Annotated in this window: 12 protein-coding genes; 6 read left to right on the top strand and 6 right to left on the bottom strand. The window is 36.7% G+C overall.

The genetic code is table 11. The features are described 5' to 3' along the window. Positions 1-396: 396 nt before the first annotated feature. A complete protein-coding gene (locus tag ABEG11_RS18700; protein ID WP_348825712.1) occupies positions 397-600 on the top strand; it encodes a hypothetical protein in 204 nt (67 codons plus the stop codon). Positions 601-613: 13 nt separating this feature from the next. Here the strand turns inward: ABEG11_RS18700 and ABEG11_RS18695 are convergent, their stop codons facing one another. Continuing rightward, a complete protein-coding gene (locus ABEG11_RS18695) occupies positions 614-865 on the bottom strand; it encodes a hypothetical protein (protein WP_348825711.1) in 252 nt (83 codons plus the stop codon). Positions 866-1387: 522 nt separating this feature from the next. On the opposite strand from ABEG11_RS18695, the gene ABEG11_RS18690 reads away from it, so the two are divergent. After that, positions 1388-1654, top strand: a complete 267-nt coding sequence (locus tag ABEG11_RS18690; RefSeq protein ID WP_348825710.1) for a 5-methylcytosine restriction system specificity protein McrC — start codon at positions 1388-1390, stop codon at positions 1652-1654. A gap of 864 nt (positions 1655-2518) precedes the next feature. Here ABEG11_RS18690 and ABEG11_RS18685 read toward each other — a convergent pair. The 5 genes from ABEG11_RS18685 to ABEG11_RS18665 all read right to left on the bottom strand — a co-directional run bounded on the left by ABEG11_RS18685 (position 2519) and on the right by ABEG11_RS18665 (position 8843). Continuing rightward, a complete protein-coding gene (locus ABEG11_RS18685; protein ID WP_315255787.1) occupies positions 2519-2704 on the bottom strand; it encodes a YgaP family membrane protein in 186 nt (61 codons plus the stop codon). A gap of 15 nt (positions 2705-2719) precedes the next feature. Then, entirely contained in the window at positions 2720-3025 is a 306-nt protein-coding gene (locus ABEG11_RS18680) for a hypothetical protein (protein ID WP_348825709.1), read from the bottom strand. A 77-nt stretch (positions 3026-3102) separates the two neighbouring features. Next, on the bottom strand, positions 3103-6294 hold the full coding sequence (locus tag ABEG11_RS18675; protein WP_348825708.1) for an efflux RND transporter permease subunit: 3192 nt from the start codon (positions 6292-6294) through the stop codon (positions 3103-3105). A gap of 88 nt (positions 6295-6382) precedes the next feature. Next, the gene (locus ABEG11_RS18670) at positions 6383-7474 is read right to left on the bottom strand and encodes an efflux RND transporter periplasmic adaptor subunit (protein WP_348825707.1); all 1092 of its coding nucleotides are present in this window, start codon (positions 7472-7474) and stop codon (positions 6383-6385) included. Between the two features lie 55 nt (positions 7475-7529). Continuing rightward, positions 7530-8843 carry a TolC family protein gene (locus ABEG11_RS18665; protein WP_348825706.1) on the bottom strand — a complete coding sequence of 438 codons (1314 nt, stop codon included), beginning with the start codon at positions 8841-8843 and terminating at the stop codon, positions 7530-7532. A gap of 468 nt (positions 8844-9311) precedes the next feature. On the opposite strand from ABEG11_RS18665, the gene ABEG11_RS18660 reads away from it, so the two are divergent. The 4 genes from ABEG11_RS18660 to ABEG11_RS18645 form a co-directional block, all read left to right on the top strand. Further along, on the top strand, positions 9312-9734 hold the full coding sequence (locus tag ABEG11_RS18660; RefSeq protein ID WP_348825705.1) for a DUF134 domain-containing protein: 423 nt from the start codon (positions 9312-9314) through the stop codon (positions 9732-9734). Beyond that, complete coding sequence (locus ABEG11_RS18655) at positions 9721-9927, top strand: hypothetical protein (protein WP_348825704.1); 207 nt, start codon at positions 9721-9723, stop codon at positions 9925-9927. Before ABEG11_RS18660 ends, ABEG11_RS18655 begins: the two co-directional genes overlap by 14 nt. 8 nt (positions 9928-9935) lie before the next feature. Then, positions 9936-10304, top strand: coding sequence for a NifB/NifX family molybdenum-iron cluster-binding protein (locus ABEG11_RS18650; RefSeq protein WP_348825703.1), 369 nt, complete (start codon positions 9936-9938; stop codon positions 10302-10304). A gap of 167 nt (positions 10305-10471) precedes the next feature. After that, a partial coding sequence (locus ABEG11_RS18645) for a hypothetical protein (protein WP_348825702.1) occupies positions 10472-12303 on the top strand: 1832 nt, incomplete at its 3' end.

Genomic DNA, 12303 nt, shown 5'->3' with positions numbered 1-12303 from the left:
AATTTTGCGCACTTGTTTCATAAGTTAAAAGTAAGATTTATTCTTAACTTTTTGTGCTCGCTAAGTTAGCATGTCCAGCCTTTCTGTCTTGCCATAATTTCAAAAATTTAGATTAAACTTTACTCTAAATCATCTTTCTGTTGCAACATCATCCGATTGATTATGGAACAAATTTTAATCAATTAAACAGAATATAAAAGAATAGAAAGTGCCATATGTCTTAAAGTGGCACAAACGTCTTAAATCGACATAAAAGACAGCTTAAAAGCGTTATAAATCATTAGTAAATTGCAAATGAAATTATATTGAAAAATTCTTACTTTTGTAATAAGTCTAAACTGTCTCAACCAGTAAGTTTAAGCTTAATCAAAGGCTAGTCAAAGACATAGATAGTGTATGAAAAATGAAAAACAGAGAGTTTGCATCTATCCGAAAGACATACAGCGCATAACAGGAAAGAGTTATCGCCAAAGTACCCGATTAATGCAAAAGGCAAAAACTGACCTCAACAAGCTTGGAAATGAGTTCTTAACAATAGATGAGTTTTGTTCTTATGCAGGATTAAAATATGAACAAGTAGCTCACTTGATTTTTGGTTAAAAAATGAAATTATTCAAAATGTCTTTTCCAAAAATAAATCACTAATTTCAGATGTAACTAGTTCACTTTCTTCGTCAATTTCAATTCTCTGCCCTTCTAAAAAGTCGGCTAGTTGAGAGTGAATATTTTCGGACGAAATGTAACTTTGTTTATTTAAAAAAATCCTTACTATAAATTCAATAATCATTTCTCTATTTCTTAAACGCAACAAACCAACACTTGGTGAAGTGTTGAGAGTATTTAGTATTTGAGAAATGTCTGCCATTTTTAATTACTTTCTGTGCGTTGGCAAAAATTCAGGCTCTTTTGCTTGCGAAGTGGTCACCTGCGTGTAGGGGCAAGCGAATGTGCCTGAATGTGCAGTTGGCATTTTATTTCTGTCGTTCATTTTGTTTACTGTCGCTGTCTTTTTAGCATTGGCTGTAACGTCAGTCTATAAAAAAACTTCCGTTTCTGCTTAATCAAATATAATAAAAAAGTTCTTTCAAAACAGGAATTTTCGTATTTTTAAGAATACAGCATATTCAAGTAAATTACTACAATAACAAGCTTCATATATCATTTGACTAGTGCGAGTGTCGCACTCGTACCCACAAAAAAATCACTCTTCTAAAATCATCTTGAAAAATTACGAATCTCTTTTACGGCAAATCCATAGTGTAACGGACATCTAATCGGTTCCGTTCAAAAGGGGTTTCATTGTTGGTGCTGCGCACTCAACTAAATCCTAGCTGTAATGCCTCAAGTAATTTAAAAATAAAACCCAATACCATTTTAGATTTATACATTGAGTTATAGCCGCATTAGAGTTTTACTTTTGCATTTTCACGAAATGCCGGATATAAAAGTGTCAAATACTACTTTTGAAAAATTGATTTACAATAGAAAAAACCAACACTATGAAAAAGCCATCGAAATTGCTGAACTACTATTACTAAAATACCATCTCGATGTAAGCAAAGGAAGAAACCTTGTCTTGACTCTAATGTTTGATATGAACATGCTTTGGGAACAATTTATATATGTGAGTTTAAAGAAAAACAAATTTCAATAAAGCAAAAGCACAAACTTCTGAGTTTTTCTGGAAACCAGAAAATGGCTGAAGAACATCAATGAAACCAGATATTACATTGAAACAGATAACGGTAATATTGTATTAGATACTAATGGAAAATATAAATGGCTGCAATCCATCTCCTGATGATTTGCGACAAATGTATGTCTACCATGAATATTTTGATGCTAAGAAAGTGGCTTTGGTTTACCCAGGCAAACCTTAGAACAGCAAAGCAGGAACTTATTTAAAAAAGGACGGTGAGCATGATGATAAAATATGTAGTATTACTTTGAAAGTGGAAAATAACATCCACTTCCTTACTGTTCAATATTACATCCCGCACCCCACTCCAATCAGCCTTTAAAACAAAAAGCCAGATCTTATGATCTGGCTTTCATTTCGCTTAACCCAAAATCACTACAGCTGGGATTAAGCTATTTTTTTGTGCTTCTTAATGATAATTTTGAGTAGCTGGGATATCTAAAAGCTGGCAACCGCACCAGCACTGGCGAGAATTCCTGACACCCTCCGAATGCAAGTCCGGCAGCATACTCTTCCACTGGATGGGATGATTGTAAAATCATCTCTTTTTTTGATACCCCAAACTGTCTTTTTCCGTTCATTAGCAAGTTCAGATGAATAAAAAACACTTCTCATTGTATGTTTTCGATAAATACCCTGTAATAGTATAAATTGTTATCGGACACCACAATTATAAATTCTCACTTTTGAAAATGTCTGCATTAGTATCGATAAAATTCAAGAAACTTACTTGGAATCGTATTCCAGTTTTTGTCCTTTATAAAATATACGACTAATTTTGCTGCACCTATCAAAAACAACAAAGAAACATTTTACTGTTTAATCCTTTACACCAAATTTTGTCAGGATATCTTCCATCAGGCACCATTTGGTTATAGATGACTGTAATAAATTGGCACCTACAAAAGCGGTAAACCAAAGCCAGTTTTGATTAACATATATTGACAACAATAAGCTTATAAGTATAAAACTTCCGGCAACTGCCCGGATGATTCTGTTTTTCATGATTTAAAATTTTAATTAATTGGATTTTTCGATGTTTAAAACCGCGGCATGGATTTTGGAAACGGTCTGCTGTTTTTTATTAAATTCTTCTGCTAAAACAAATACCTTGTCGGCTTTTTCTTTTTTTACAAAGGCATAAAACAATATTGATTCAGTTTCTGTGATTTCTGAAGCAAACCAGCTGTTTTCAATACTATCCCTCGAATGGTTCCTGTACCCTTTTACTTCTTTGCCGGTAAAAGTTTCTACATCGGCTTGTTTCAGCATTTGTTTGATGTCACTGTCAAATTCTGATATGGCAGTTATAATAAGTAGTTTCATGTTTTAAAAGTTTATTGTTAGTAGCTTATAGTTTAAGGTTTAGGAATTAACCATCAACCCTAAACCAGAAACTGAAATTATTTTTCCCATTTTTTTCTTTCGGTAATATAGTAAATCAAAGGCACCACAATCAGCGTCAGTATCGTAGAAATGATTGCTCCAAATACAAGTGAAATGGCCAATCCCTGGAAAATTGGGTCAAACAGGATAATCGAGGCCCCGATTACAACAGCTCCTGTTGTCAATAAAATTGGTGTAGTTCGTACGGCCCCAGCTTCAATAATGGCTTGCTTCAGGGCAACACCTTCATTGAGCCGTATTTCGATGAAGTCAATCAACAGTACCGAGTTCCTGACCATTACTCCCGCTAGAGCAATCATACCAATGAATGATGTTGCTGTAAAATAAGCATTCAACAGCCAGTGTCCCAACACAATTCCGATGAGTGAAAGCGGAATAGCCAGCATCATCACGATTGGAGTTTTGAAGTTTTGGAACCAGCCCACAATCAGCATGTAAATGATTATGATAACCACCATAAACGCCACACCAAGGTCTCGGAAGACTTCGAGCGTGATCTGCCATTCTCCATCCCATTTTACAGTGAAATCACTTTCTTCTGCTGGCTGTTCCATATACAGTTCATTCACTTTGAATCCTTTTGGCAATTTCATTTTAGCCAGCTTTTCGTTCATCCACAAAATAGCGTACACTGGACTTTCCAATGCTCCTGCCATATCGGCCGTTACATACACCACGCGTTTTTGGTCTTTGCGATAAATGGTTTTCTGCAAAGTGTCATTTTTCACTTTTACCAAATCACTAACCGGAATCATATTTCCCTGACTGCCTTTTATTTTCAGGTTTTGAATGTCCTGCAAACTGGTTTTGTCTTTGTCGTCAAGCGAAAGCACAATCCCTACATTATCATTGGAACGTTCGTCATACAGATTAGAAACCGGATATTCTTTTAATAAATAAGTGAGATTTCCCACCACCTGCTGCGGTGCAATACCGTTTAGCATTGCTTTTTCTTTATCCACTTCGAGCTTGTATTCGGTTTGGTTATCTTCAACCATCCAATCGACATCCACAATATCTGGGGTATTCTCCAAAATCATTTTTACCTGTTTGGCTACCTTGATTTGTTCTTTATAATCAGGCCCGTAAATCTCGGCCACCAAAGTTGACAATACTGGAGGCCCCGGCGGTACTTCAATCAGTTTTACATTGGCACCATATTTCTTGGCGATTTTCTGAATATCGGGACGCATAGCTTTTGCAATCTGGTGACTTTGCATATCTCTTTTTTCTTTGTGCAAAAGGTTTACCTGAATATCAGCCATATTGCTTCCGCCACGCATATCATAATGACGAACCAATCCATTGAAAGTTATTGGAGCCGATGTCCCAATGTAATTCTGATATGAAACCACCTCTGGTTTAGTGGATAAATACTGGGCAATTTCTTTGGTTACCGCCGCTGTACGCTCCAAAGTTGTTCCCTCAGGCATATCGATTACGACCTGAAATTCATTTTTGTTGTCAAAAGGGAGCATTTTTACTAATACTGATTTGGTAAAAAACATTCCTACAGACCCTAACAGCAATACTATAGTTAACAGCAGTAATATTTTTCTCTTACCACTATTTTCCAGAAACGGACGCTCGAATTTGCTGTAAATTCTATAAATCCAGCTGGTTTCCAATCCTTCGGCTGTTTTGTATTCCTGCTCTTCTTTTTCCTGCAAAAGATGATAACCCAAATATGGCGTTACGGTCAATGCTACAAACAAAGACAGCAACATCGCAATAGAAGCGCCAATCGGCATCGGACTCATATAAGGCCCCATCATTCCTGATACGAAAGCCATTGGCAGGATTGCCGCAATAACCGTGAAGGTCGCCAAGATAGTTGGGTTCCCTACCTCATTGATCGCATAAATAGCAGCTTGCTTAAATGGCAACCGTTTCATTTTGAAATGGCGGTGCATGTTTTCGGCAATGATTATACTGTCGTCCACCACAATTCCCACCACGAAAACCAAGGCAAAAAGTGTAATCCTGTTTAAAGTATAGCCCAGCAGATAATATGCAAACAAAGTCAATGCAAAGGTTAACGGAACCGAAAAGAAAACCACTAATCCGCCACGCCAGCCCATAGCCAGCATTACCAAAATAGTTACGGCAATAATAGCAATCCCCAAGTGCAGCAATAACTCGCCCACTTTGTCCGATGCGGTTTCGCCGTAATTACGGGTTACTTCGACCTGAACATCATTCGGAATCAGATTCTTCTTTAAATGTTCTACTTTTTCTATAATCTTCTCCGAAATTTTCATCGCATCGGCACCTTTTACTTTCCCTATCGAGATCGTAACGGCTGGATATTCTGATTTTGCGGTTTTGAATTTCTCATTGGCTTTGCCATAACCAAAAGACACATAACTACTGGGCGTTGAAGGTCCGTCTTGGATTCTCGCCACCTGTTTCAAATATACAGGCCTGTTTTTGCTGACACCTGCAACCAGATTTTCTACATCCTCAGCATTTGATAAGAATTGACCTGTCGTAACCAGAAATTCTTTGTCATTCTGTACAAAACTTCCAGACTGGGAACTGCCGTTATTAGCCTGAATCATCTGCATAATTCCCAATGCGTCCAGGCCATTTTCAGCCATCTTGTCTTTGTCCAAAACCACTTTCAATTCACGGTTTTGACCTCCTATTTCTTTAGTAATGGCAACATCTTTTACTTTCTCGATTTCAGATGTTACTTCTTCGGCAATCTGGCGCAACTGAAACCCGTCTTGTTTTTCGCTCCAAAGCGTCAGCGCCAGCATGGGTACATCGTCAATCGAACGGGTTTTTACCATTGGTTTGTAAACGCCCTGCGGAAACATGTTTTCGTGTTTCGCCAGCTCATCATACAATTTTACGTACGAACGCTCCACGTCCTGACCTACATAAAACTGTACAATCAGCATCGCCTGACCGTTCATGGCCATCGTATGCACATGCTCTACTCCTTTGATATTCGAAATAATTTTTTCCAGCGGTTTGGCCACACGGCTTTCCACTTCCGCTGGACTCGCTCCGGGATAACCCACCATTACGTCGGCCATAGGAACATTAATCTGTGGTTCTTCCTCCCTTGGGATAAGAAACGAGCTATATACACCAATTATCATCAAGGCTGCCATTAATAAAATGGTTAGTTTAGAGTTGATGAAAAAATGGGCTATTTTTCCTGAAATTCCTTCTTGCATTTCTTTTTTGTTTAAAAGTTTGAGGTTTGAAGTTTCATGTCAAGCAGAAACTGCAAACTGTGATTACTGAATGCCTACTGCCAATTGTTTACTGAATACTGACCAAAGCACCGTTATACAATTTACCATCGGCAGTAATGATATATTGCTCATTGGCAGACAAACCGGATAAAACTTCTACTTCATTCCCAAAAGTTTTCCCGATTCGCAGCCATCGCAAAACAGCCACACTTCCCGTTCCAATGGTGTAAACACCTGTCAATTGTCCTTGTTTTACCAAGGCAGATTGCAGTACCAGCACTTTGTTTGTCTGCTCAATTGCCGGTAATTTGCTGGCAATCGGAAATTGGACGTTCACAAACATTCCTGATAATATTGATGAATCGGTTTTGTCCAGATTAATTTTTACCAAATATTGTCCGCCAGTGTTTTTGGCAGACCAACTCACCTCACTTACTTTTCCGGTCAGAGTTCTGTTCGATGATTTTACTAATACTTTTACTGACATTCCGTTTTTAATTAAAGTAATATCACCCTCAGAAACCATTGCCGTAACCTGCAGTTTAGAAGCGCCTTCTATGCTAACCAATGGCATACCGGGATTGGCCATATCTCCTTCTTTCACGAAAGTACTGGTTACCACTCCAGAAAACGGAGCAGTGATATTTGAGTATGAAAATTGAGCCATTACTTCGTTTCTCATTTGTTTGGCACCTTCCAGTCCGGCCTTAGCCATTTCGTAACGGGCAGTCATGTCATCCAGTTCTTTTTGTGAAGCACTCTGCTGTTTGAACAGATTGGCAAAACGCTCGTAATCTTTTTTGGCATTGTTAAAACCTGCTGTCGCCTGAAGAATGCTGGCATCCACCTGCGCTTTTTTTGCCTGTAAATCGGTGTTGTTGATGCTTATCAATAACTGACCAGCAGTTACTTTCTGTCCCACGCGCACATTCAATTTAGTTACATAACCCATCATTCTGGTGCTTAAGTCCGCACTATTCTGTGCTTCAATTTTACCGCTTGCCGTTACAAACGAGCTGTTGCCTCCTGATGCCGTTCCGCTCACTTGCACAGCAATGGCAGGTTCATTTTGGACTGCTTCTTTTTTCTCTCCGTTACAGGAAATCAGCAAGGTCAAAAACGAAATCGTTAGTGCTGATTTGAAAATAAAGTTTTTCATTATACTATTTTTAAGATTGATATTGATTCTTGTAATTATCATTGGAATTGGCGTTTTATTTGGTCAAAAACCGTAAATATTCCTGTGTGAAATTGTATTCAAAAACAGCCTGAAGGTATTCCAGCTCTTTCTGTGACTGTAAGGTTTCTGATTGCAGTAAATCGGTTGTTTTTTCCAATCCCTGTGCAAAGCGGTTACTTCTGATTCGGTATGCTTCCTGTGACTGTTCAAAAGCAAGTCTTGAAAGTTTAACTTTGTTTTCGGCATCAGCCAGCTGACGATTGGTTTTGTTCAGTTCCATTTGGCTTTGCGCTTTGTATTGCTGCACTTCGGCTTCGGCTTTGTTGAAATCGGCTTTGGCTTTTTCCATTTTTCCTATGGATTTATACCCGTCAAAAACATTCCAGGTCAATTGCGCTCCTGCCAGATATCCTTTGGCATTGGTTCCAAATAATACATCATCATACATTTGGTAACTCCCAAAAACATTCAGACGGGGCAGAAAATTCATTTTGCTCGACTGCCACATTCTGGAATAGGCTTCTGTAGATTTATCCATTGCCTGAATGTCTTTTCTGTTGGCCGAAAGTGTAGTGTTTGCCGAGGTGATAACAATTTCATTTTCCAGCTCTTCCAAAGGCCTGTATAGCTTACTACTGTTGTCTTCGTTCAATAGAAAAGCTAAGTAATCCGAAGCATTCTGCACATTTGTTTTGGCCGATTGCAATTGATCACTGATTTCATTCACACGAACCTGAACGTTTAGTAAATCAGTTTTTTGCAGCATTCCCTGTTTAAAATAATTTTCCACCAATTTCAAGTTGGCTTTTCCAGCAGCAGCAGCTTTTTGCAAAACTTTTACCGCTTTATAAGCCAGCTGCAGCTGCATAAACGCTTTGTTTGCTTCCAGTTCCAAGTATTCTTTGGTACGTTCGGTCTGCAATTGGAACGCATCCATTTTTGATTTGGCTGCTTTTCTGCCGTACAATCCGTCAAGATTAATCAAGGGCTGCTGCACTTCGATTAAAGTGGCGAAGTTTTTGGTTTGCGAAGGATTATTCAATAAGGCTGGATTAAAATCGGCCTGGGTCAAAATTTCCTGATTCAGTTTGGAACCAAATGCCATCAATGGATTTGTAGTAACTATTGCGGTATGAGAAACCGAAACATTTGGTAAAAACAACGAATTGGACTGATGATAATCAGCCATTGCCGATTCATACGATTTCTCGGCGATTTTAATCTGCAGGTTTTTATCGGTCATTTTTTGAAACAAATCTTTTTTGGAAATACTCAATGTATCCTGACCGAATCCATAAAAGGAAAACGTCAGGATTGCCAATAAGGAAAATGTGCTTTTATTTTTCATATGTGTAAATTTTATTTATCATCGGTCACATATATTATCGCCTTTTTATTCATTGGTATTTGCTTACGCAAACTTGTTGTTATTGGCGATTTCATACGATTGCTGATTCATTAATTTGAAAGCAAAGGTATATTAGGAAAAAAGCCCACACAGTAACAATAGTTACACAGGGTAAATCAGCATAAAAAAAATAAAAAAGCACCTCTGGTGAAGTGCTTTAAAAGGGAATATTGAGTTGTTCATTTAAATCTGATTGTTGGTATTGAAATAAAGAATATTTTTACTCTTTGGGTGAAATTATTTATTTGAATTTTAATGTTATTTATCGGTCTATAAAAGACAAAATCATTAAACAATTTTACAAAACTATTAGTAACAAAAATACAAATTATAATGAACAAATGTTCATTATAATTTGTATTTTTGCGACACATTAAACTCTTAATTAATTATAACAGCAACTAAATAATGCCACGACCGAAGCTAAATAGAACTATTGTAAACCCACCAATAATGGAAGGTTTCAGGCCTTTTGGAATTGCCATGAAAGATTTGGAACCTGTTATATTGCTGTACGAAGAATATGAATCGATACGGCTCTCAGATTACGAGGGATTAACACATGAACAATCCGCCCAACAAATGAACGTTTCAAGACCAACCTTCACACGGATATATGAAAAAGCAAGGAGAGCAATAGCTAAAGCTTTTGTTGAAGGCAAAGCAATTTTTATTGAAGGCGGGAACTACCACACAGACGATTACTGGTACAAGTGTGAAAATTGCTTAAAATTGAACATCCACAAAGAAGAAGCTGGATCCTGCAATTACTGCCACTCTAATTTTTTACGAAGATTAAATAAAAAAATAACACCTAATGGAAACAAGTAATAGTAATGAATACTGCATCTGCCTGCATTGCAATACACGGATTCCTCATACTAAAGGACAGCCTTGCCGAGATAATGATTGTCAGCAATGCGGAAGAAAATTAATTCGAGAAGGAAGTTACCATCATCAGCTGTATTTATCAAAAAAAGGAGAAATAAATCAATACCCACCCGAATTCAAATCATGTAAATAAAAACCATTATGCTAAAAACAGCAGTACCAGCAAGCGGAAATGTTGTCGATAACCATTTTGAACATTGTAATATATACACTGTATTTACAATAGACAAAAATAAAAAGATTGAAAAAACTGAAATATTGCCCTCACCGCAGGGCTGTGGCTGTAAAAGCAATATTGGAACCATATTAGAAGAAAAAGGTGTCAGTGTAATACTTGGAGGAAATATGGGAGCAGGTGCATTAAATGTGCTTAAAAATCATGAAATTGAAGTTTATCGTGGCTGTTCAGGACATATTCTTCAGCTTGTCGAAAATTTTTTGCAAGGCAAAATAACCGATTCGGGCGAAGGCTGTCACCATCACCGAGAACATGTCTGCAGTCATTTATAATATTAAAAAATAATAAATTTAAAATGATAGTCATCTGTCCAAAATAATTCATTTTATTTCCTAACGTTTATCTTTGCTTTTTTACTCATAAGCATCTCAATTTTTCCTTACATCAACTGCAAAAGCAGACAATTTTAGATACCTTTAAAGCTTTAATTATATCACAAATGACAAATAATATACTTATTGAAAATCAATATAAAAGAACCCGTCTATTTGAAAAAGAAAACATAAGTTATTTGGTCAGGGTTTTAAAGAGATTTAATACTGTGCCAAAGATCAATAACATAAACATCATTACTTCAAATAACGAACCCTATTTATTTCAAATTGTTCCCAACAAATCAATTATAATTGGTTCATCTTTTTTAGACGAACCCGTTTTAGCGTTAATTTATTTAAGATATGGAGTAGAATGGCAGCTTTGGCACAAAGCTCTAGGAAAAGATAAATCAGACACACTTTTATGCGATATAGCGGCTCTAAAAGTCACCAAAATTTTTTATGAAATATTGCCAAAAGAGGACAAGGAAAAATTAAAAAAACGCAATCATTTTTTAATTGACATCATTAAAAATGAGGAGCCATTGGATATTGCATCTTTAATACAGAACAGAGAACTGGAATCTATACATGGAATAAACAGTTCCAGGAAAGCATTTGAAAAATCATGGGAACCTATTCTTGAAAATCTGGCAAAACCAACTGAATATTTATTAATGTCAGGCGGTGATCTTAGATTAAATATTGACGAAATAGAGTTGTTAAACAAGTATGGCTGCCGGCCATTTCCTAGACCAGATGCATTTACTTTTGCATCGTCAACTGCAACAAGCATCTCTAATTTTGCTTTTGATAAAACAGACAAAATCAGACGTATATTAATTCAAAACAGCTTAAAAAAAGGGTTCAAAAATGCCACTATTGCTTTTTCGGAACTGCTGAAAAACAACCTTCGTAAAACCCTTAAAATAAGTGATGAATGCCAAATCATTTTTTCACCCTCAGGAACCGATTCGGCTCTTCAGATTGCTGCTATTACACAGATTATTTCTGATAAAGAAATCACACATGTTTTAGTAGCCTCTGATGAAACTGGCAGTGGCGTTCCCTCGGCATTAATGGGATGTCATTTTGAGAATACCACAGCTTTAAATCATCCAGTTGCAAAAGGAGAAAAAATTGAAGGATTTAGAGATATTGACTTGATTAAAATCCCTTTAAGAGATGAAAACGGTGAATTAAAATCTTCATTTCTACTGGATTCAGAAGTTTTTTCTGCTATTTCAAAAACTAACAAAAGAGGAAGGCATGTTGTATTGCATGTAATGGATCAATCAAAATTAGGGTATCAGTCACCAAGCGAAGAAATCATTAAAAGCCTGAATACTCTTGACAATTTGTCCATGCAGATTATTATAGATGCATCACAGCTTAGATTAGATCCAGCAGACATTCAGAATTATTTAAATAAAGGATATATTATTACAATCACAGGAAGCAAATACTTTACAGGACCTCCTTATTCAGGAGCATTAATACTGCCAAAAAAAGTCTGCAAGTCTATTAATTCTGCGAAAAATATTTTACCAAAAGGGTTAAACAATTACTACAATCATTCCGATTGGCCAGCATCATGGTTTTGTTCCAAAGATTTATCTGACGGGTTGAATTATGGTACAAATATGCGTTGGAATGCGGCCATAGCCGAAATGGACAGATATTATAAAACACCCATTTTATACCGGAATATGGGTATTGAGATGTTTTGCAATTTTGTCGAAGACTCTATTAAAGATGTTGCTTTTTTACAGCCTCTTTTTGGAGATAAAACAAAACGAAACACTTATAGCAGTAACGAATTTGGACTAAGAAACATCTGTACGATTTTCCCTTTTTTTATTCTTAAAGATAAAAAAGCATCTGATTATCCGTTTATGCACCTGTTATATTCGCAATTACTAGTCTGTCAAAGAGTTTGTCTCCAAAATACCGTCTG

The organism is Flavobacterium aestuarii, from assembly GCF_040049115.1.
GTDB classification, from domain to species: domain Bacteria; phylum Bacteroidota; class Bacteroidia; order Flavobacteriales; family Flavobacteriaceae; genus Flavobacterium; species Flavobacterium aestuarii.
Note: the sequence above shows the minus strand (reverse complement) of the source record. Positions and strands in the feature narration are given on the sequence as shown.